This window comes from Bacteroides propionicifaciens DSM 19291 = JCM 14649, from assembly GCF_000375405.1.
In the GTDB taxonomy this organism is placed as follows: Bacteria; Bacteroidota; Bacteroidia; order Bacteroidales; family Bacteroidaceae; genus Bacteroides_E; species Bacteroides_E propionicifaciens.
The window spans coordinates 72276-94992 of the sequence record NZ_AQWS01000001.1 but is presented as its reverse complement, the minus strand read 5'-3'; the positions used below and the strand labels follow the sequence as shown (position 1 = coordinate 94992).

The window sequence follows — 22717 nt, the reverse complement described above, 5'->3', positions numbered from 1 at the left end:
TAAATAAAATACTATGAATTGGAATTCACACGAATTTTTGTGGATCGACTGGGTCATTATTGTAGTAGGAATATTGGCAATAAGTTGGGCTGTATGGCGATCGATACAAAAGGACAAACGTTTGCAACAAGGAGCAAGTAGCGAAGACTACCTCTTTGGCAAGGGCGAACCATGGTACATTATTGGGGCGGCAATATTTGCTGCCAACATTGGCTCGGAGCACTTGGTAGGGCTAGCTGGCACAGGTGCCAAAGCTGGTGTGGGCATGGCGCACTGGGAAATGCAAGGTTGGATGATATTGATATTGGGATGGCTATTTGTACCCTTCTATCAATTGATGAACAACAAGATGGGCAAAATTATCACGATGCCCGATTTCCTAAAATATCGCTATACACCCGCAACGGGTTCTTGGCTTTCTATTATCACGCTGATAGCTTATGTGCTTACTAAGGTGAGTGTTACGGCATTTACAGGAGGTATATTTATGGAGAGTCTTTTGGGGCTACCATTTTGGTACGGAGCTATTGGACTGATTGTTCTGACGGGAGTATTTACTGTTTTGGGCGGAATGAAAGGAGTGATGACTTTGTCGGCCATACAAACACCTATCTTGATAGCTGGCTCGTTCCTCGTATTATTCTTAGGATTGAATGTACTTGGGAATGGAAGCATTGGCGAAGGATGGACTGCTATGATGGACTATGCCCGAACGCTGAATGTGGGCGAAGATGGTGTAGCATACGGAACAAATCATATGTTCCACTTCGAGACGGGCGACCCTCTTTACGATGATTATCCTGGTTTTTGGGTATTTATAGGAGCTGCCATTATTGGCTTTTGGTATTGGTGTACAGATCAGCACATTGTGCAACGTGTACTTGGGCAGCAAAGAGGAGAGTCTAATGAGGTGGTAATGAAACGTGCTAGACGAGGCAGTATTGCAGCAGGGTATTTCAAGCTGTTGCCTGTGTTCATGTTTCTCATTCCTGGCATGGTGGCTGCCGCATTGGCTGCTCGTCCCGATAGTGGTTTTTCGTTAGAGAATCCTGATACAGCTTTTGGGGCAATGGTGAAATTTGTGTTGCCAGCTGGTATAAAAGGAATTGTTACTATTGGTTTCATCTCGGCATTGGTGGCATCGTTGGCGGCTTTCTTCAACTCGTGCGCTACCCTATTTACAGAAGATTTTTATAAACCTAAATTCAAGGATAAGAGCGAAAGCACTTATGTATTGGTAGGGCGTTTGGCTACTGTGGTAGTGGTGGTATTGGGTATTGTGTGGATTCCGATAATGATGAGCTTGGGTAGTTTGTACGACTACTTGCAAGGCATTCAATCGTTGCTTGCACCTGCTATGGTTGCAGTTTTTGCACTAGGTATTTTTTCCAAAAGAATTACGCCTAAGGCTGGAGAAGCGGGTATGATTGTAGGTTTCATCATTGGGATGTTGCGCCTGTTGACAAACATTTTTACCAATACGGGCAAAGATGTGATGACGGGTTGGTATTGGGAGTATAGCTCTTGGTTTTGGCAAACCAACTGGCTGATATTCGAAATATGGCTACTGGTATTCATCATGTTGTTGATGGTTGTGGTATCCTTATTTACGGCAAAACCAACTGCTCAACAAGTTGAAGCTATCACCTTTACGGCAGATTATAAAGAACAAATCAGAAAGAGCTGGACCAAATGGGATGTTATTGCATCGCTAGGTGTAGTACTCTTTTGCGCACTATTCTATTTCTACTTCTGGTAATATTTCTCTAGATATAAGATTCATCAAAAACTTAATTGACAGGTTGTAGTTGACTACCTGATTCTAATGTCAGTTAATCGGCTACAAACTTGTCGATAGGCTCATCCTATGTCTAAATATACTATTAGAATTCAGTCTTTTGGCAAAGGCTAGAAAGACAAAACTTAATAAACTAAACACTTTTGTTTAACCTAACTATTTGATCATGAAAATTAAATCACAATTAAATGAAAAGGAAGGACTTAGAAAAAAGATTCCCTATAAAATCTTTTTACTGATGGCTTTTCTTGTGATGTCTAACTTGGGCATATATGCTCAAACCAAATCTATTACGGGTAGAGTGATTGACAACTCGTTACAGACCCTAGTGGGAGTGACTGTGAAAGAGCAAAACTCAACCACCAATGGCACTATTACTGATGTGGACGGAAACTATGCAATCAAGGTTCCCGAAGATGCTGTCTTAGAGTTCTCATACCTTGGCTACATTCCTCAACGAGTGGCTGTGAAAGGCAAATCGGAGATACTAATATCGCTCAAAGAAGACTCTAAAGTATTGGACGAAATAGTAGTAGTGGGATACGGAACACAATCGAGACGAAATGTGACTGGTGCAGTCAGCGACATCAAGTCAGACGATATTACCCGTACTGCGTCTACTACCATGGCAGGAGCATTGGCAGGTAAACTACCAGGTATTTCGGTACGCTCCAAGAATGCACGCCCAGGTTTTGGGGCACAATTGGAAGTCAGAAATATGGGTAATCCACTCATCATCATCGACGGCATTCCGTATGGTGGTACAGATGGACGCAACTGGCTAGGCTCTGCCGAAGTGGGTGGACTAGACGCCTTCAATACGTTGAACCCCGAAGATATTGAAAGCATCTCTATCCTAAAAGATGCCTCAGCAGCTATCTACGGATTGAGAGCATCTAACGGAGTAGTACTAGTGACTACTAAAAAAGGGGAGGAAGGAAAACCAACCATCAACATCAATGGATATATAGGATGGCAAAATCTAACCAGATTTCCTAAACTTGCCAATGCAGCACAATACACTAGAGGCTTGGTAGAAGCAGCACAAAACGAGGGACAAGACCCTTCGTCTGTATACACCAAAGAGGAACTAGCCAAATGGCAAGCAGGCACAGAGCCTGGATACCAAAGCTATGACTACTACGACATAGTGATGCGAAAAAATATTCCTCAACATCACCTCAATGCCAATGTAAGTGGAGGGTCTAAGAACTCTAACTACTATCTTTCGGTATCCAACACTCGTCAAGAGGCTTTGATGAAAGACTTTAACTACGACAGAACCAATGTTCAATTGAACCTAGAGGCTACTATTCTCAACGGCTTAACAGTGGGAGCACAACTAAGCGGACGACACGAAAAAACAGAGGATGTGGGTCTACCTGGAGGTGATGGCTATTTTTCGGCAATTCTGGGAATGTTCAAAATGATACCAACTGTAGGACCTTATGCAAACGACAATCCTGACTATGTAAATCATACGAGAGAGATTGCATACAACCCTGCATTATTTCGTAGAAACATTGCTGGATACAAAGATAACTTGAACAGAAATGCAAACATCAATATGTATGCCGAATACAAGTTTAAATTTGGCTTGCGTATGAAAGGAACGGTTTCGTACAACTACACCAATGGCAAGTTTGATGGCTTCCAGTACACTTACGATGCCTACACGTATGACAAAAACTCGGACACATACAACAAAACTGGAGGGCTGACTTCTCGTTGGAGACAACAAGAAGAGCGTGAGGTGGTTTCAAAATATGGACAATTCCAAATGGATTATTCCAAACAATTGGGCGACCACTATTTTTCAGTGCTAGGTGCTCTAGAACGTTCTAAGTATAACAAAGACCATCTATGGCTAGGTACAATTCCTACAAATGATTATTTGCCACTCCTAGAATACAACGATATCAGTGGTATGGGAGATGGATGGAACTATGAGGCTCGTGTGGGATATATTGGAAAAATAAACTACAACTACAAGGGCAAATATCTATTAGAATTATTGGGCAGGCATGATGGCTCGTACCTCTATGCTAGAGGGAAACGATTTGGGTTTTTCCCAGGAGGGTCGTTGGCTTGGCGTATATCTGACGAAAGTTTCTTTGAACCACTCAAAACCGTTGTTAGCGACATGAAGCTTAGAGCCTCCATTGGCGAAACAGGACTAGAGCAAGGTGTGGGAATGTTTGACTACCTAGGTGGCTACACTTGGAATCAGGGTGGAGCTGTGCTAGATGGAGAATACGTAACGGGCATAAGACCTCGTGGACTACCTGTTACCAATCTATCGTGGGTAACCAATAGAAATACAAACTTTGGTATTGATGCCTCTTTCTTCGACGAAAAACTAAAACTGACAGCAGATGCCTTCCGCATCACTCGTTCAGGGGTACCTGCACGACGCTACGACGTGCTACTACCTAGCGAAGTGGGATACTCGCTTCCTAACGAAAACTTGAACAAAAATGGCTATCGTGGAGTAGAGGGAATGCTCTCATACACCGACAAGGCTGGAGATTTCAACTACACGGTGAGTGGTAACTTTACGTATTCGCGCTACAAAAATATTGAGTCCTACAAGCCACGTTTTGGAAACTCGTGGGACGAATATAGAAGTTCGTCCGAAAATCGTTGGGGTGGAATATCTTGGGGATACCAAGTTGTAGGACGTTTTGAATCGGAAGATCAAATACACAACCACACCATCAACAATGACGGACAAAATAACAAAACACAACTACCTGGCGACTTCATCTACAAGGACGTAAGTGGAGATGGCATCATCAACGAACTCGACGAAGTGCCTATTGGATATAGCGAAGGTTGGGCACCAGCTCTATCCTTTGGAGGACATATCGGACTAGGCTGGAAAGGCATCGACTTGGCAATTGACTTTGCTGGTGGAGCTATGCAATCGTGGGTGCAAGACTATGAACTCCGAAATGCTTTCCATGCTGGCGGCAACTCACCTGCCTATCTGCTTGAAGATAGATGGCATCGTGCCGACCCATACGACCCAGATAGTGAGTGGATTCCTGGACGCTATCCAGCCATTCGCAATGGTAACTCGGGACCTAATGCACGTCATAGCGATTTTTGGTTGACCAATGTGCGCTATCTGAGAGTCAAGAACTTGGAGGTAGGATATACCTTCCCTAGTCTACTCAAAAATGCTATCCATGCACAAAACGTTCGTGTGTATATGAATGTGTCTAACCTTCTATCGTTCGACAATGTGAGAAAATATGAGATAGACCCCGAAATAGAAGCTAGAGCAGCAGTAGTGTATCCACAACAACGTACAGTATTGCTAGGTTTTAACATTACTTTTTAAGAGCTAAACATATGAAAAATAAAATATTACTTTTTATCCTCATCGCTTGCTCACTTGCAGCCTGCAACGACAACAAGTGGTTGAAAGAAGATCCGAAAAACATTATTACGGATGAACAAACTTGGAACGATCCCAAACTGATAACTTCGTTATTGGCAAACTACTACGACAGACTACCTCATCTACATGGCGTATTCTATACAGGTGGAATGACCGAAATAGACGATGCCATGTGGTCGGGACATAGAGACCAAAACTGGAGAAACGAAATTGAATACGGAAATGACTATGGTAGATATTGGGACTATGGGCTTGTGCGAGACATCAATCTTGCCCTCGAAAACATTGATACTTATAGTGTAAGCTTATCCGAGCAACAAAAAAATCGTTTCAAAGGAGAGTTGAGATTCATCAGAGCATTTGTCTATTTCGAAATGGTGAAACGCATGGGAGGAGTACCAATCGTAACCACGCAGTTGATTTACTCGGGCAATGGCGACCCTAGTCCTCTGCAAGTAGCACGTTCTAAGGAGCATGAGGTCTACGATTTTATCTACGAAGAACTAGAAGCTGTGAAAGAACATTTGAAGGATAATAACACTAGCCAAACCCGTGCAAACTATTACACAGCACTAGCCCTAGAAAGCCGTGCTATGCTCTACGCTGCATCTACAGCCAAATACAACAGTTTGCTCCCCACTCCCATTGCGCTTGAGGGGCAAGAGGTGGGCATACCTGTAGAAAAAGCTACGGATTATTATAAAAAATCGTTAGAGGCTTCTAAAGAAATTATAGCAAGCAGCAGATTCGATTTATATAGCAAGAATGCTGACAAGGGCGAGAACTTTTATGAAATGCTGAACAAAAAAACAGATGAAGTTATTTTTGCCAAAGACTTTAAATCGGGTATCAAGACTCACCACTTTTCGTACGAAAACATTGTGAAGAGTTTGACCGATGACAATGAGTCGTCTTCTACCATTAGCCCATCGCTTAGCTTGGTGGAATCGTTCGATTACTTGAATGGTGAAAAAGGTGCATTGAAATATAAAGATGCAGACAACAAATACATCGTTTATAATTCTATCTCAGGTATTTTTGACAACAAGGACGCTCGCCTCTATGGAACTGTAATCTATGCAGGAACAACATTTAGAGGATCAGCCGTAAATATTCAAGCTGGAGTAGCAGAATGGGATGGCTCTAAATATGTGTTGACAACAGGTGCAAACTTGGGCGACAGATACACCGATGGCGGTCTGTGGACTGGCTTTGACGGACCTAGAGACAATGCGCAAGATGTGAGCAATACGGGTTTCTACCTACGCAAAATGGTGAGCGATGCTGTGGCAGCTAGTTCGAGAGGAACGGCGGCAGACAACTGGTGGCCATGGTTCCGACTAGGCGAAATATATCTGAATGCTACCGAAGCTGCCTTTGAATTGAATGATGCAAGTGCAATAGGTTACATCAACAAGTTGCGCGAAGTACATGGAGGTTTTGCAGCTAATAGCCTAACAACATTGAGCTTGGAGAAAATCCAAAACGAGCGCAGAGTGGAGCTAGCATTCGAAGACCACCGCTACTTTGACCTCAAACGTTGGAGAATAGCGCACTTGGTATGGGATGGTACAGAAACCAATGCCGATGCAGTGGTGCATGGTATCTATCCGTACAGAATAGTGAGAGCTGGACATGCTGATGATGGCAAATTTTTGTACAACAAAATTCGTCCTACACGCTTCAAGAAACCACGTTTCTTCCGAATGGCCAATTACTATTCATCCATTGCTGATGATGTATTGAACAACAATCCGAAATTAGTTAAAAACCCATTCCATTAAATATTATGATAAACAAAAAAATATTATTAGCTCTATCTATTTGCATCGCCCTACTATCGGCTTGCCAATACGATAACTTTGACGAACCCGATTCTACCCTCAAAGGTAGTGTGGTATATGACGGACAAGCTGTGGGAGTGCGCACCAATGGGCCTCGCCTAGAATTGTGGCAAGATGGATATGCCCTCAAAAAAGCTATCCCTGTTTATATTGCGCAAGATGGCACTTTCTCGGCACGACTATTCAAAGGGCAATATAAGCTTGTGCGCAAGGCAGATGCGCCGTGGCTGGCTCAACTGAGCGACACCATTATAGTGGATGTAAAAGGCACTACCAACTATGATGTGGAGGTAACGCCCTACTTCTCGATAAAGAATGAGAAGTATGAAAAAAGCGGTGACAACATCAAGGCTACATTTACGATTGACAAGGTGGTCAATAGTGCCAATCTGACGGCAGTAAACATCTATTTTGGAAAAGGCTTCTTGACCGATCACAACAGAAATGATGCGAAAATAGGTGTCAACCTTTCCGAAATTACGGATGGCAAGGAGGTAACTATTACGGCTACTATTCCAGAACATTTGAAGAATGAAAATTACTTGTATCTGAGAATTGGAGCTCAATCGAATGCCTCGTCCGAATATTGCTATTCACCTAGTCATAAAATTAGTTTGAAATAAGAAATAGTATGAAAATAAAAGCGCCACAATCTTAATTGATTGTGGCGCTTTTATTTTCATACTCCTATTTTGTTATCTAGACATTCTATTTTCAAAACTTATCTACTTCCAAAACATAGACCATACTAGGCTCTACATCTGCTTGTCCCTCTCCATCTACTTGCGTAGTGCTTTGTATAAAGAGGTGAAGAAGGCGTTTTTCTTTCCACAATTCTGTATCGAAACTAGGCTCCCACGAGCCAAGCTCAAAATCGGTGAGATCTTTTATTTCCCATCTCGGTTTCTTTATATTTTTGCAAATAGCCATAGATGCTTTCGTGTTTCTTTCTTCGTCTCTGAAAAGAAGGTAAAGACTTTTGCCATTGTTGGCAGATACAAGTTGGGGACGAGAAATAGGAATCTTTTTTGTGCCTCCCCCTTTGAGCGAAAAGCTAGTTTGGCGAAAGTTGAGTGCCAATGTATTCCACTCTTTTCCATCGTTGTACACAATATGATACTGAGGAATACCCGTTTCTTTATTGCTCCAATAAGTTGCAATATATGGATTTCCCTTAGCATCGGTTGTCATAGACGTTTGGTTGATGAGTTCGCTATCTTGCTCTATACGAGCTGCATATTCGGCAGATACAAGGGTGATTGGTGTTTCGTAGAGTTCATCCTTAGAGTTTGTCCAAGTCGCTCCCCCATCCCTCGACCTAGCATAGCACATATCGTGATTAGTTTCTACCAGCCACGACTCTCGCCATACCCACGATAGGTGTATTGTACCCTGTTTGTCTACATAGCATTGCCAATAAGCATTGCGTGCATTTTCTCCGTCTATCAAGTTATTTTGAACTTGTGTCCACTCCCTTGTTTGCAAATCGTAGGCATTGAGAACTAAATTTCCCCTACCCGACGAACCATCTCTATAAATGAAAATCAGATTGCCATTGGGCATTTTATAAAATTCGGGATAGGTAACATTGCCTTCCGAAATAGTGGTCATCATCTCCTTGTCGCCCATTGTTAGCGAATAGGGTTCAATACTTTTTGCATAATTGAGCGCCTGCCCATGATGATCCCACGATAGATGCAGATAGCCATCACCATCTAGCATAATGCTGATGGAATTATGTGCATCTTTTACATTTCCAGTATATTGTGTGCGTTCTTTTTGCCACTCCTTGTCTTTTACATTTCGCTTGGCAAGCACCACATAACCGTCAGTATCATAGTAGGCTGCAAATTGAATAGAGTTATGAGAAACAAGAGAGTTCTTTCTAAATATAGTTGTATTCACCGAATTGTTTGCCCATCCTAAACCCAATGGAACCATCCGCTGACTATATGTAGAAAGCGAAACAAATACACTACTAAGCACAATAAATAACTTTATCCTGTTTCTCATATTATCTCTATTCGTCATCTAATTAATCAATTACACTTATCGTATAACTATATTTATATTCTTTGCCGTGGAATCTATACTCGTCCAATGGTTTAGCTCCCCACGAATTGAGCCCTGCCATACCTGCCTGAAACAAATCGACAGATAGAATTACCTCATTGCGTGGACTCACATCCGACCAATGCTGTTGCTTTTTAATCATTCCTGGGTCAAGGTCTTCGGGCAAATAATTGATAGCACTCACCGAAAGTTCTTGAGCTCCTTCCACTTTCACACCCGCTCCATCCACATCGGTGAGGGTGAGCCAGCGCACATCGGTTTTGTTACCCGTTTCTTGTGGACGATAATAGGCAAATACCTGATCTTCTACGAGTCCGTTCCATACTCCCATAAAGGTGTCTTTGTTTCGATCTATATAGTTTTCCCACGGACCACGTCCATACCAACTAAAGTTGTTCTTGGTTTTTGGCAAAGACATCATCATCCCAAATCTCAACAGTTCGGGCAAATCGTCTGACAATGCTTGGTAATGTGCATCAATAGTCAGGCTGCCATCTTTGTTGACTGTATAAACTAAATCTACTTTAGCCTCTATACCTCTCAACTTGGCTTCGTATTTTACACTTGCCATCCCATTTTTTTCGTCCAATCCTTTGAAAGAATAAATCACATTGTGTCCTGCCGACTCCCACAATCTCAAGCTATATTGTGCCCATGCTCCAAAGTCATTATCGGTGAGCGCTCTCCAAAAGTTGAGGCGAGGAAGGCTGTTGAATACATTGCGATTGTCATTTTTCATGCTCAAGAGACTTCTGCCATCTTTCAGCGAAAACTCATAGCTTAGTTTGTTATGAGACACTGTCAATTTATCTTCTTCCTTATTTACTTTAAGGCTTCCTTTACGTTCTTTTTCTACAAAGAAATTATTGCCATCGAATGCAAATTCTTCTTTAGCTACTTCGAAGTTTGCTTCCAAGATTGCCCCATTTTCGTTGGTGTAGGCAAACACTTGCAAGTAATATTCTGTACCTGCTTCGTGCGTCAATGTTGGCAAGCTCAATTGTATATCCTTGCTGCTATCAGCATCTACCTCGGCATCGAAAGTGCCTTGTGCAATGGACTCACCATTTTTCAACAAGTTCCATTTGTAGGTATAATTTTGATGCGTAAGGTTTGTAAATTTGTAATCGTTGATTATTGTTATCCAACCATTTGCTAAATCTTTGGCTTCGAAAAGAATGTTTTGATACACTTTTTTCACAATATGCGTATGTGGCACATAATTTTGGTCGGGACTAATAATTCCATCCATACAAAAGTTACCTTGATTCATGTGGTCATACCCTTTCAGGTCGCCACCGTATGCCCAATAGAAACGCCCTTGCTCATCGGCAGTTGGATAGCCGTGATTGTACCACTCCCAAATAAAACCACCTTGCATATTTTTGCTACTACGCATCAAGTCCCAATATTCTTGAAAGTTACCCATGCTATTTCCCATAGCGTGAGCATATTCGCACATGATGTAGGGTCTACCCAAATCCTTGGCTGCATCACGTTTCATGTGTTCCCAACCTGGATACATATGACAAATAATATCCGAGTTGCGGTGCTGCTGATAGGCTTGCTCATATTGCGTAGGGCGACTAGGGTCTCTGTCTTTTGCCCAATCATACATATCGAAAAATGCCTTGCCATTGCTAGCCTCGTTGCCCAACGACCAAGTAACTACCGACGCATGATTTTTGTCTCTTTCTATCAACCTATAAATTCTATCCATGTGTTGACCATGCCACTCTGGGAAATTGGACACGTTGTCGGGTCCATAGCCCAAGCCATGCGATTCTAAGTTTGCCTCATCTACTAAATAGAAACCGTACTCGTCGCACAATTTGTACCAAAGGGGTGGTTGAGGATAGTGCGAAGTGCGTACAGCATTGATGTTCAGCTCTTTCATCAGTCTGATATTGCGCATCATAATATCACGATTCACAACTTGCCCCGTATTGGTATTGAACTCATGGAGATTAACCCCTTTTATCATCACCTTTTTGCCATTCACCAAGAATTGTCCGTCCTTAATTTCCACTTTTCTGAAACCAATTTTAGACGATGTAGATTCAATAAGTTTGCCATTGCCATCCTTTAGGTTGAGAATAAGCGTGTAGAGATTTGGGGTTTCGGCAGTCCATTTTTTAGGGTTGTTTACATTGCCTTTTAGTACAATATCGGTCGTTTTTTTTGCTGCCAAATTAGTAGTTTCTGTTTTCGAGAATACCGATTTTCCATCTTCGTCCAAGATTGTAACCTCCACTTGTTGTCTTTCGTTTGCAGCTGTATAATTGTTGAGTTTAACATCTATGCTGAATACTCCATTGCGATAATTTGCATCCAAATCGGGGTGTGCAAAAAAGTCTTGAATACGAGTTTGAGCCGTACTGTATAAATACACATTGCGATTGATGCCCCCTAGTCGCCACATATCTTGGTCTTCGAGATACGAACCATCACTAAACTTGTGCACCTCGCAAGCCAATAAGTTTTGCCCCTTGCGAATGTAAGGCGTGATATCAAATTCGGCTGGACTTTTGGCATTTTGCGTATAGCCTACTTTTTCGCCATTTATCCACACATACATAGAGTTAGTGGCTCCTTCAAAATGCAGATAAACTCTTCTTCCATCCCAGTTTTCGGGTAGTTGAAAATGCTGACGATACAAGCCCGTTGGCGAATCTTCTTTGTCGATATAGGGTGGCTTTGCTCTAAAGCCAAAACCATTGTTAACGTACATAGGAATGCCATAGCCATTGAATTCCCAATTGCCAGGAACAGGCATTTTGTCCCAATTGGATACATTAAATTTTTCTTGATAGAAGTTTTGTGGAATATCAAATACTCGTGCATACCACTTAAAATCCCATACACCATTCAATGATTGATAGTAGGGCGATTTTTCATAATCGTCGAACTGTGCCAAATGTTGGCTAGGATATGGGATAGAGGTGGCTCTTGTTTTCTCCTTATTGATTTCAAAAACCTCAGGATTTTCCCAATCATTTTTCTTTTCCTTCTGCGCCCATAGGGACGAAATTCCTAAAGAAAAGCACAAACACGTTGTTAGAATGTTTTTCATAAGTTATTATTTTAGAATTGGTTAATTAGATAAGTTCTAAGTTTCCTTATTTCAATAATGTATTGCTCCATCTTTCGGAAAATCTTGTCCCGACCATGCTTTCTTTTGCGTCCAATCTTCGGCTGGTACTTGCCAAAAAGAATGATCGGCAGGAAGACCCAAAGCGAGAAACACAAGAGAGGTAAGGTACAGGCTACCATTGTTGGTATACCAATCTGCTAGATGTGGCTGGTCGCCTACAAAGCCTAGTTTGAGGTAATTTTTTTCATTAAAGTTTCCTTCGTTGGCAAACATACGAGTCATGGTAGCTGTGAGTGCACTACGCACTTGCCCTTCGGACAAACCTTTGGGCAATTGTTCGTTCAATACCAAAAGACTTAGTGGCTGAAAAACTCCCATGCGATAGGTCATAGAACGACCAAATGCAGGAAAAGTACCTTCGGGAGAAATCAATCTTTCGAGGATTTGCCCATAGCGTTGCATTCTTTTTTTTGCTACCGAAAGATTATCCTCTACTATTTTCAAGTTTTTGTCTCGCAATCTTATTTTTCTGTCCACCAATACTTCAAGCACCTCTACGTACATAGATTGAATGACGTAACTGTTGTAATAGTCGAACGTAAAATGAGGTCCATCCGAATACCAGCCATCGCCCACATACCAGTCTTCGATGGTGCGGAGGGCGCTATGTATACGATAGAAATCGCAATCGGCATCTACCGAAAGTAGGAAGGTTTCTACCATTGCCGAAAAAAGCAGCCAGTTGCTATGCGGAGGATCTATTCGCCTCAATTGTTTGAACTCCTCGATGTAACGCTGTTTTGTTTTCTCATCCAAAGGTTTCCAAAGGGCATCGGGTGCTCGCAAAAAGCTATTGGCTATGTAGGCAGCATCTACCAAGGGTTGCCCCTCGTTTCGCCACAAAAGGTAGTCGGGACTATCGGGGTCTACTGCATTGGCATAACTCTTGAGCGCCCAGTCTCGCAACTGTTTGCGTTGTTTTCCTTCAGCCGTATTATCGTCAGGGAGAGCCAACCAAGGTGCAATGCCCGCCATCAGTCGCCCAAAGCACTCCATGTAGGTTACACGCTCGTCTCGCCCATCCCATGTGGGGCTGAACTCTATTTTCATATTTTTAGACAATTCGCCTTTGCTCATGTGTTTGAGAACGGGCTCTGTCATTTTGTAGGCTAGGTCTGTCCAATACTTTCTATCGGCTTCACCTTCATTCTTCTTGCCTTGTGCCGAGATAGTAAGCAAGCAGAAAAGAGAAAGTAGCAGTGTTGTTATTCTTTTTTTCATAATAATTATCTTCTATTTTTCAATCTACATATTTCCACATTTCCGAAGCTGCCAATAGGAATGCTCCTACACCAAAGTCGGCAGTAGAATTGGCATCCACGATTTGCCCAGGAATAGCTTTTTCGCCAATAGGTTGCACATAGCCTACTCTACCATCTTCTTGCAAAGCTGTTTGGGTGAGGTATGTCCAGCTTTTGTCTATCACCTCTTGATAGTCAGCTTTGTCGAAAATATTATTATTTACTCCCCACAAAAATCCGTAGGCAAAAAATGCTGTTCCACTTGTTTCGGGGCCTGGTGCTTGCTCAATATCGAACATACTTCTCGACCACGAACCATCGGCCTGTTGACTATTTTTGATAGCTTCAGCCATATCTTTATAAATTTGGATATACTCTGCTCGGTGTGCATTGTTTTGGGGCAAATCTTCTAGCACTTTGGCAAATGCTGCAAATGCCCATCCGTTGCCACGTGCCCAAAAATCTTTGGCACCGCTTTTTGTTGTATGTTCGGGATAAATATATTTGGCATCTCTAAAGAAGAGGTGGCTCTCGCTATCGTACATCAAGTCTCTTGCAAATGCAAAATACTCATACAGCTTGTCCAAGTACTGCTCGTTACCCGAAACCTTATACAATTTTGTCATCACAGGCATAGCCATATACAAGCCATCTGCCCACCACCAATAATCGTTTTGAGGAGTTGACATCTGATAGAGCATTACTTCTTGCGCTCTTGCTATTTTCTTTTCGTCTTTCTCCAAGTTGTAGAGGTCGATATATACTTGAAAACAAGTTTGAAAATCGCCAAATAGGACAAATTCGTCACTCTCGCCATAGCTATATTTCCATTTAGCTTTGTCCAATTCTTGCGCTCCCATCCACTTGTTATGTTCTGCCCAAGCTTTCGAGTAGTTTAGATACTCCTCGTTCTTGGTTACTTCGTAGGCAGCCATGTTTCCTGTGTGATAGGCGGCTCTGTGCCAAAAGGAATTTTCGTGTTGGGGATGTGTGTTTTGCCAATGGTTGTTGACCTTGCTAATAAGTGCTGCTACTTCTTGCTTTTCTGCCGATGAATTGGCTGAATTGGCTGTTTTTTTCGATGAGGAGGTACAAGCTCCACAGATACTAGCCAGCAACAAAAGACCAGCAACTAAATGTTTGTAATACTTCATGGTGTTTATAAAAAATTGTATAAATCGAAATTCTTGGATTATAACAAATGTGGATATTTCATTAGCACAAGATGTCTACTATTCGTTCAGATATGTATAAAAAAGCATCACTGCAATATTTATAAACAAGAGAAGCGGAATATAAGTATATCAGAACGAAGACTCTAGGGCATTGGCTAGAGAAATTATAGTTTGCAAAGGAGAATAAAGGAATAGTCTATTTCTCGTTTTTTTGCTAAATTGCCAACACCTAAGGTAATACGATGAAAATAATTATGAGACAACTAATCACAGGCTTCCTTCTACTTTTAGCATCTATGAGTATGGGGGCATCTACTATCCATCAAAATATTTCGGTCAGCAAATTTTCGGCACTCGACCAATTTCCATCTAGTTCTGTGCAACGCATTTTGCAAGATAGAGAAGGCTATCTTTGGTTTGGAACATTGGATGGCTTATGTAGATATGATGCCTATCGGGTTCTTGTTTTTCGGTCGGATACTAAAAACCCTAATCTACTGACCAGTAACGAAATTACTTGTATTGCCGAAGATATGGACAGCAATATATGGATAGGAACAAGAAATGGCATAAATATTCTGGACAAAAAAACATATCAGATAAAGCAGCTAGATATGCCAGACTTCAAGAATCTGCATATCAAAAGTATGCTTGTAGCCTCCGACAGCACTGTGTGGATAGCTGCCGACAACCGCCTATACCGATACAATACCAAACTGCAAGAAGCTGAGCCAATATCTACAAGAGATAGCAAGCTCCCTATTACGGGTATCAACTCGCTCTACGAAGATAAATTTGGAGATATCTGGATTACATTTTGGGGAGGTGGGTTGCATAAATACACCAAAAAAGGAGAGGTGATTCACTATCCCAAAATAGGGAACAACAACAATCCCTTTACTATTTATCAAGACAATCAGCACCAATATTGGGTGGGTACATGGGGCGAAGGCGTTTATCAATTCTATCCGCACCAAACGCCATCGGCTATGTATGTTCCACAGAAGGTGATGAACTGGGATGGGAGCGAAAGTGAGGATACTTTTTATAGTATTTTGCAAGATGATACCAATGGATACATTTGGCTAATGACTTTTTCGGGCGTATATGCCTTGCGCAGAACAGAGAACAATGAAATAAAACAGGTAGATATATCGCACCTCTTCAAAGGGACGAACAATATATTTAGCGAATTGGTAAAAGACCAAAGTGGAGACTTGTGGATAGCCGCATTTGGAGAGGGTGCATTCACTATCAATTTCGATAAGTCGCAAATCTCGGACATCAAGCTGCAACAAATAAACAATAGACTGGGCTTGATTCCTAATATTACAAGCATCTATCAAGATGGTGAGGGCACATTATGGTTCAATCAAAATAGATACGGATTGTGTTTATATCATCCCGAATCGAAGGAGTTTTTGACCTATAAAGAAATCAGCACATTGCGAGACAGAGATGGCTTGAAGTACGTATCTAGTATCTGTGGCATCAGAAATAGCAAAGATGTGTGGCTTGGACATTACAATCAGCCCGAAATATATGTAGTGAATAAGCAGGGGAAACAAATAGTAATAAAAGAAAGGTACGACCTCCGCCACAACTATCCCAATGCAGGAAATATTAGAGAAATATTTGAAGATTCGAAAAATAATGTTTGGATAGTTACCACAAATAATGTTTACATAAAACCGCAAAACAGAACGCAGATAGAACTAGTAGATATCAACATGTATGCCATCAGTTCTATTACCGAAGATGTGCAAGGCAAAATATGGTTGGGCACAGAAAACTCGGGCATCTATAAGGTGGAAATGGAGGTTCTTGCCAACGGAAAAATAAAGTACGACATCAAAAACTACAACAAAGAAAAGACACAACTATCGAGCAACAAGGTGACTACAATCTATGCTGACACCAAGTCTCAAGTATGGTTTGGCACTAGCGAAGGCGCGGTGTATGTTTTTGACCAAGAGACTCAAAAACTAGAGAATTATACCCAACGCATTAGGCTGGCTAATGAGGCTGTACAAAACATTGTGGAGGACAACAGCAACAACATTTGGGTGACCACCAACAAGAGGGTTATAGAATATAATCCGCAGAATGGAGCATCGAGAGACTATTCTCAGGCAGATGGATTGTGTGTGAGTTCTTTCTCCAAAAACTCATTGTATTACAATAGAAAAACTGATGTTCTCTTTTTAGGAGGGAATAAAGGTATCAATATGTTTGCGGCTTCGTTGGAGGCAAGCAAGCCACACAAAGCAAAAAATGTAGTGATTGCTGATATCAAGATTTCGGGAAAATCTATTATCAATAATTCACTAAATACCGAGTCTAAAGACTTGGGGGCAACACTTCAGGTGGAGGCAAATGACAAAAACATAGAGATTGACTTTTCGTCGCTCGATTATAGATATCCAAGCAAGATATTGTATGCCTACAAAATGGAGGGCATAGATGACGACTGGGTATATACTGACCGACAATTTGCAACCTACAACCAACTGAACAAGGGGCTCAACACCTTTATGGTGAAGGCAACAGACGAAAACAAGCTGTGGACAAGCGACATTACGAATTATGCCATCTACAAAAAACCTGCTTTCTACGAAACGTGGTGGGCATACCTCATCTACACACTCTTGATTTTGCTTGCTATTTACACCGCTTTGGTGATTACAAAAAACAGGCTTACGCTGAAAAACAGATTGAAAATAGCGCAAATAGAAAAAGAGAAGTCGGAAGAACTGACTCAGGTAAAACTAAAATACTTTACCAATATTTCGCACGATTTTCTGACTCCGTTAACCATCATTTCGTGCCTAATAGATGATTTGGAAATGGGACTAAAAAACAGATCGCCCCAGTTTGGGATAATGAGAATAAATGTGGATCGCTTGAAACGACTTCTTCAACAAGTACTCGATTTTAGGAAGGTGGAAAGTGGAAACATGAAACTAAAAATAGCGCAAGGAGACTTGAGCTCATTTATAGAAGATATTTGCTTGAACAACTTTACACCTTTGGCACAAAAGAAAAAGATAAAATTTACATTCAAGTCTATCCCTCAACAGATTGAGGCTTACTTTGATGCCGATAAAATAGACAAAGCACTCTACAATATTATTTCCAATGCCTTCAAGTTTACACCCAATGAGGGCACCATAGAAGTGGTGGCTAAAACTCACACCAAGTTCGAGACAGACTATGTAAGCATCAGTGTATCAGACACGGGGATGGGTATTTCGGTGGATGAGCAACAGAGCGTTTTTGAGAGATTCTATACTAACAAAAATAGTAAGATAGATAATACGAATGGTATTGGACTTTCCATTTCGTACGATTTAATAAAACTACATCATGGGCAAGTTTTGGTGAGTAGCGAGTTGGGCAAAGGCTCTACATTTACTATCGAAATTCCGATTGATAAGGCTGCATATTCAGCTCAAGAAATAACGAATACGTTGCCAACAATATTGGATAGCGACGAATTAGAAACTATCTACGAGGATGAAATAATGGAGGAACAAGAGCATTATTCGCCCGACAATAGCGTCAATGTGTTGATTGTGGAAGACAATGAGGACATCCTATTCACCATACGAAACATACTGCAAAAACAATACAATGTGTACACAGCCAGCAATGGCGCAATGGCACTAGAGATAGTGAAAGACAACAACATAGACATTATTGTAAGCGATGTGATGATGCCCGAAATGGATGGACTGGAACTATGCAGAACCATCAAAGGAGACTTGGAGACGAGTCACATATCTATCCTCTTATTGACAGCCAAAAACAGAGTAGAAGATCGTATAGAATGTTATGAGGCAGGGACGGATGGATATATTTCTAAGCCATTTGATATGAAAGTCTTGGTTGCCCGAATTAGTAATCTACTGAATAAGAAGAAACAAAAGCAACAAGAGTTTAAGGCAAATAGAGAAATAAAGATAGAGACGTTGGGATATCCTTCGCTGGATGAGCAGTTTTTGACCGATGCTGTAAAGATTATAGAGAACAATCTGTCTGATTCCGATTTCAACATAGATACTTACTCTACGCTTCTCAATCTTTCTAAGTCATCGCTGTATAGAAAGTTGAAAACAATGACGAGTTTGTCTCCCAACGAGTTCATCCGAAACATTAGGCTGAAGCATGCTTGCCAAATGCTGAAAGACCCAAGTATCTCTATTTCGGAGGTGGCATACTCGGTAGGTTTTACAGACCCTCGCTATTTTTCTACCTGCTTCAGAAACGAGTTTGAAATGACTCCAACGGAATATCAAAAGGCACAGAACTAAGACGAATAATAAATAAATATCATAAAAAAAGTAGAGGCAGTTTAATACTGCCTCTACTTCGTCATCTGAAAAAATTATTGAATTCCGCGACCTCTAAATCAAAAGACTTGACTCACTTGCCATTTATCTTGCCAAGCGATATCTATCTTGTTATCAGCCTTAAATTCAATTGGTAACCAAATATATCTTGAGTCTATCAAGTCCGTTTTATTCCACTTGTCAAACATAGCCATGTATGCTCCATCTTTGCCCGCAATAGGCAGTACATGAGTGCTTTGTCCATAGAATGTAATGTGAGCATCTTTGCCACTGCAAGGGTCGCCCATCACCGTCCATTCGCCAAGCATAGAGTCTGCCACAGCATATTCTGCTTGATTAGGATCCCAAGCAGTACAGCCCGATGAAAGGATATAATACTTGCCATCTTTTTTGAATACCGCTGGTGCCTCTCTCGATTTGTCAACAAAGTTGCGAGTAAAAGTTCCTGTTGGTTTCAAATAATCATCCGTTAACAGGCTTATATATAGCGTTCTATTCTCTTCGGATGAATACACATGATACGCTTTTCCATCATCATCTTTGAAGAGTGTCATATCTCTACTCATTGCCTCATTAGGGCGCATAGAGCCTAGGTATTCAAAGTTTCCATTAGGCGTATCGCATACTGCAACACCTGCCGCAGCCTTGCCATAGTTATGACTATCTACATGTAGCCAAAGCACAAACTTCTTGGTTTGGTCGTTGTAGATTACTTTAGGGCGCTCTAGCACATTGGATGGATGCAGCTCCGAATCTTCGTTCTCCAAATCGGGTTTCAAAACCACTCCTTCAAACTTCCAATTGGTAAGGTCGGTAGAAGAATAGCACGACACTCCTCCAGCCTCTGTACGATAGCATTCCCAGTTGGGAACTTTGGGATTCCAATACGTAGAATCGCCTTTATATTCGCCATACCAATAGTACGTGCCCTCGTGATACATGATTCCACCGCCATGCGCATTTATCTGATTGCCATCTGTATCGAGCCATATCGCACCCGATTCTATAAATGGCTCTGTTGAAGATGCTTGCGAGCTTGTTTTTTTCTCTCCACAGCTAAACAATACTAGCACTAAAGCAATAATGCTAAACGTAAAACTTTTTTTCATAGTTATAAATTATTTGATTTCAATAGTTGTTTCCACCGATTTGAGCCATGGCGATGTAAAACGAACTTTCAATTCTCCTTCTTCACCTTTTGTTTGCACATAAGCCAAAATACGCCCATGATAAACTCGGTGCACATTGTCAGTATAGTCTGTCATATCTTCGTTGTTGCCCGCCTCTAGTCCCAAGAACTTAGCAGGACCAATCAATTCGCAAGTAACCTCATTGTCCGACAACATAACAGGCACACCCTTCTCGTCCACTACTTGCACAACAATCTGAGCCACACCACTATTTTTGCAAACAGTAACCTCTTTTGACTCTATTCTTAAAGCATATGGTTGCCCCGAAGATTGAATAGAATTGCGTGTTATTTCATTTCCTTTGGCATCAAATCCTACGACTTCCAATGTACCATTTTCATACGGAATATCCCAATGAATGATTCCACTATTTGTATTGTAATCGGTCATTTGTCCTACAACTTTGCCATTGAGCTGCAATTGTGCTTTCTCTGCATTGGTATAGCACACCACACGAATAGATTGTCCAGCCGCATAGTTCCAGATAGGCCATGCGTCCATAGATGGAGTTTTTTCTTCATAGTTGCTACCATCTTCTTTGGCATTCAACTGCGACCACACATCTTTCATTTGCGATTTGCTACCCTTGCCAGGAGTAGGGTAAGTGCCCAAGTAAGCCATTGGTTTGCTGCTCCAAAGCGATTGGCGGAAATATCCACGAGGTTTTATAAAGCCTCCAAAATCTAACAATCCAGAGTAGAATCCTCTTGATGGCCAACTACCTGACTCACCCAAATAGTCGATTCCTGTCCAAAGAAATTGTCCGAAAATAAAATCTCTATCGGTTACGGCTTGCCACTCTTTGCGCTCGTGTCTGTTTTCGCTTCCGTAGATTATTCTGTTTGGATATTTTTTGTGGTCTTCATCGTATCGACCTTCTGTGTAGTTGTACCCAGCAATATCTAGCGCCCCAGGATATTCGGTTTCGTTAGACATGGCTACACCTGCTAGACCAGCTGTTACGGGTCTGTACTTGTCATTAGCTCTCACCACCTTTGCCAAACGCTTAGCAATATCGCCCAAACGCATAGCATCGGGAGCATCTTTTTTGTACCCTCCAAATATGGGTTGAGTAAATCCACCCTCGCCCGTTCCGTCCAAAACAGGGTGAGAATATGGATCATTTGGATAATCAACTTCATTACCAATACTCCATGCAAATATCGAAACATGGTTTCTGTCTCTCAACACCATATCCTTCAGGTCTTTTTCGCCCCAATCTTTGAAAATATCGTACGTACCTTGGAAACCTGGAGTACCCACATTCCAACCTTCCAGCCATTTTCTTTTGGCAAATTCCCATTCGTCGTAAGCTTCATTCAAGACCAAAAGCCCGATTTCATCGCACAATTCATACAAATGTGGAGCTTGCGGATTGTGGCTTGTGCGGATTGCATTCACACCCAATTCTTTGAGTGTGAGCAAACGTCTTTTCCAAACATCTTTTGGCACTGCCGAACCTAGTACTCCTGCATCGTGGTGCAAGCATACTCCCTTCATTTTCATAGATTCGCCATTCAATGAAAAACCTTTGTTGGCATCGAAAACAAAGTTGCGGAAACCTGTTTGAGTAGTTGTTTTGTCTATTACTTTTCCTCCCTTCAACACTGTTGTTTGCAAGGTGTATAAAGCAGGATTATCTAAGCTCCAAAGCTCTGGTTTGTTTACATTGATAGCTGTATTCAGTTTCTCAGAAGTTTTGGACTTGATAGTTATATTTTGAGATTTCTTAGCCACCACTTTTCCATCTGCTGCAAGCAATTCGTTGACGATGCTTAGTTGCTCATTGTTGGCTGCATCGTTCTCTACCTCAACTTCGATGTGTAATGTGCCCTTGTTTCCTTTTACCTCTGGATAGGCGAATACGCCCCATTGTGCAATATGCGTAGGATTGGCAAATACCATCCACACATCGCGATAGATTCCCGAACCTGTGTACCATCTAGAATCGCTAGATTGTGTGTGATCTACTTTTACGGCTATCACGTTTTCTTCACCATATTTCACATAGGGTGTGGCATCATACATGAACGAAATGTAGCCGTTGGGACGTTTGCCCAATGACTGTCCGTTGATGAATACTTCGCTGCGATTGTACACTCCTTCGAAATATAGATACACTTTTTCGCCTGTCTTGTCAGCTGGTATTTCAATATTCTTCCTATACCAACCCATCCCTCCTGGGAGGTATCCTGTACAACTAGCAAGCGATGGGCTAAGCTGTCCTTTTACGCTCCAGTCGTGTGGTAGATCTACTTTTTGCCAACGCTTATCGTTCAGGTCTGTTTTTTGTCCGTTCTCTACATCTCGAAGAACAAACTTCCAATCTGTGTTGATATTTACTGGCTCGCCAAACGATACTTGCGCCATAGCTGGCAACAAAATCAGGGAGACAATAAATAGCATTAATCCTCTTAATTTTTTCATACTTCAATTGCTTAGTTTAACCTCAATATTAGTAAATAATAGACTAACATTGAGGTT

11 protein-coding genes are annotated in these 22717 nt (G+C 41.6%); 5 read left to right on the top strand and 6 right to left on the bottom strand.

What is annotated here, in order from left to right; all coding sequences use genetic code 11:
• The first annotated feature begins 13 nt into the window (after nucleotides 1–13).
• The 4 genes from B091_RS0100255 to B091_RS0100240 all read left to right on the top strand — a co-directional run bounded on the left by B091_RS0100255 (nucleotide 14) and on the right by B091_RS0100240 (nucleotide 7671).
• Nucleotides 14–1759, top strand: coding sequence for a sodium:solute symporter (locus tag B091_RS0100255; RefSeq protein ID WP_018107991.1), 1746 nt, complete (start codon nucleotides 14–16; stop codon nucleotides 1757–1759).
• 277 nt (nucleotides 1760–2036) lie between these two features.
• The gene (locus tag B091_RS0100250) at nucleotides 2037–5144 is read left to right on the top strand and encodes a SusC/RagA family TonB-linked outer membrane protein (protein WP_026166268.1); all 3108 of its coding nucleotides are present in this window, start codon (nucleotides 2037–2039) and stop codon (nucleotides 5142–5144) included.
• 11 nt (nucleotides 5145–5155) lie between these two features.
• Nucleotides 5156–6988 carry a RagB/SusD family nutrient uptake outer membrane protein gene (locus B091_RS0100245; protein WP_018107989.1) on the top strand — a complete coding sequence of 611 codons (1833 nt, stop codon included), beginning with the start codon at nucleotides 5156–5158 and terminating at the stop codon, nucleotides 6986–6988.
• 5 nt (nucleotides 6989–6993) lie between these two features.
• Nucleotides 6994–7671, top strand: coding sequence for a DUF3823 domain-containing protein (locus B091_RS0100240; protein WP_018107988.1), 678 nt, complete (start codon nucleotides 6994–6996; stop codon nucleotides 7669–7671).
• A gap of 91 nt (nucleotides 7672–7762) precedes the next feature.
• On the opposite strand, the gene B091_RS0100235 is transcribed toward B091_RS0100240, so the two are convergent.
• The 4 genes from B091_RS0100235 to B091_RS0100220 are packed head-to-tail and all read right to left on the bottom strand — an operon-like array spanning nucleotide 7763 to nucleotide 14670.
• Nucleotides 7763–9061 (bottom strand): alpha-l-rhamnosidase, encoded by a 1299-nt coding sequence (locus tag B091_RS0100235; RefSeq protein ID WP_025069307.1) that lies wholly within the window; start codon nucleotides 9059–9061, stop codon nucleotides 7763–7765.
• 22 nt (nucleotides 9062–9083) lie between these two features.
• On the bottom strand, nucleotides 9084–12194 hold the full coding sequence (locus B091_RS0100230) for a glycoside hydrolase family 2 TIM barrel-domain containing protein (RefSeq protein ID WP_018107986.1): 3111 nt from the start codon (nucleotides 12192–12194) through the stop codon (nucleotides 9084–9086).
• A 51-nt stretch (nucleotides 12195–12245) separates the two neighbouring features.
• Nucleotides 12246–13496 (bottom strand): DUF2264 domain-containing protein, encoded by a 1251-nt coding sequence (locus B091_RS0100225; protein ID WP_018107985.1) that lies wholly within the window; start codon nucleotides 13494–13496, stop codon nucleotides 12246–12248.
• Nucleotides 13497–13515: 19 nt separating this feature from the next.
• A complete protein-coding gene (locus tag B091_RS0100220) occupies nucleotides 13516–14670 on the bottom strand; it encodes a glycoside hydrolase family 88/105 protein (RefSeq protein WP_018107984.1) in 1155 nt (384 codons plus the stop codon).
• Between the two features lie 275 nt (nucleotides 14671–14945).
• Between B091_RS0100220 and B091_RS0100215 the strand changes: the two genes are divergently transcribed.
• Nucleotides 14946–19004: a hybrid sensor histidine kinase/response regulator transcription factor gene (locus B091_RS0100215; protein ID WP_162137962.1), complete on the top strand. Its 4059-nt coding sequence runs from the start codon at nucleotides 14946–14948 to the stop codon at nucleotides 19002–19004.
• Nucleotides 19005–19102: 98 nt separating this feature from the next.
• Here B091_RS0100215 and B091_RS0100210 read toward each other — a convergent pair whose 3' ends face one another.
• Nucleotides 19103–20152 carry a glycoside hydrolase family 43 protein gene (locus B091_RS0100210; RefSeq protein WP_018107982.1) on the bottom strand — a complete coding sequence of 350 codons (1050 nt, stop codon included), beginning with the start codon at nucleotides 20150–20152 and terminating at the stop codon, nucleotides 19103–19105.
• Between the two features lie 9 nt (nucleotides 20153–20161).
• Nucleotides 20162–22660 (bottom strand): glycoside hydrolase family 2 TIM barrel-domain containing protein, encoded by a 2499-nt coding sequence (locus tag B091_RS0100205; RefSeq protein WP_018107981.1) that lies wholly within the window; start codon nucleotides 22658–22660, stop codon nucleotides 20162–20164.
• Nucleotides 22661–22717 lie beyond the last annotated feature (57 nt).

Excerpts from the sequence above, each read along its gene's own strand:
- B091_RS0100250 (WP_026166268.1), top strand. The coding sequence starts at position 2,037 with ATGGCTTTTCTTGTGATGTCTAACTTGGGCATATATGCTCAAACCAAA.
- B091_RS0100255 (WP_018107991.1), top strand. The coding sequence starts at position 14 with ATGAATTGGAATTCACACGAATTTTTGTGGATCGACTGGGTCATTATT.
- B091_RS0100220 (WP_018107984.1), bottom strand. The coding sequence starts at position 14,670 with ATGAAGTATTACAAACATTTAGTTGCTGGTCTTTTGTTGCTGGCTAGT.
- B091_RS0100240 (WP_018107988.1), top strand. The coding sequence starts at position 6,994 with ATGATAAACAAAAAAATATTATTAGCTCTATCTATTTGCATCGCCCTA.
- B091_RS0100215 (WP_162137962.1), top strand. The coding sequence starts at position 14,946 with ATGAGACAACTAATCACAGGCTTCCTTCTACTTTTAGCATCTATGAGT.
- B091_RS0100245 (WP_018107989.1), top strand. The coding sequence starts at position 5,156 with ATGAAAAATAAAATATTACTTTTTATCCTCATCGCTTGCTCACTTGCA.
- B091_RS0100225 (WP_018107985.1), bottom strand. The coding sequence starts at position 13,496 with ATGAAAAAAAGAATAACAACACTGCTACTTTCTCTTTTCTGCTTGCTT.
- B091_RS0100210 (WP_018107982.1), bottom strand. The coding sequence starts at position 20,152 with ATGAAAAAAAGTTTTACGTTTAGCATTATTGCTTTAGTGCTAGTATTG.
- B091_RS0100230 (WP_018107986.1), bottom strand. The coding sequence starts at position 12,194 with ATGAAAAACATTCTAACAACGTGTTTGTGCTTTTCTTTAGGAATTTCG.
- B091_RS0100205 (WP_018107981.1), bottom strand. The coding sequence starts at position 22,660 with ATGAAAAAATTAAGAGGATTAATGCTATTTATTGTCTCCCTGATTTTG.
- B091_RS0100235 (WP_025069307.1), bottom strand. The coding sequence starts at position 9,061 with ATGAGAAACAGGATAAAGTTATTTATTGTGCTTAGTAGTGTATTTGTT.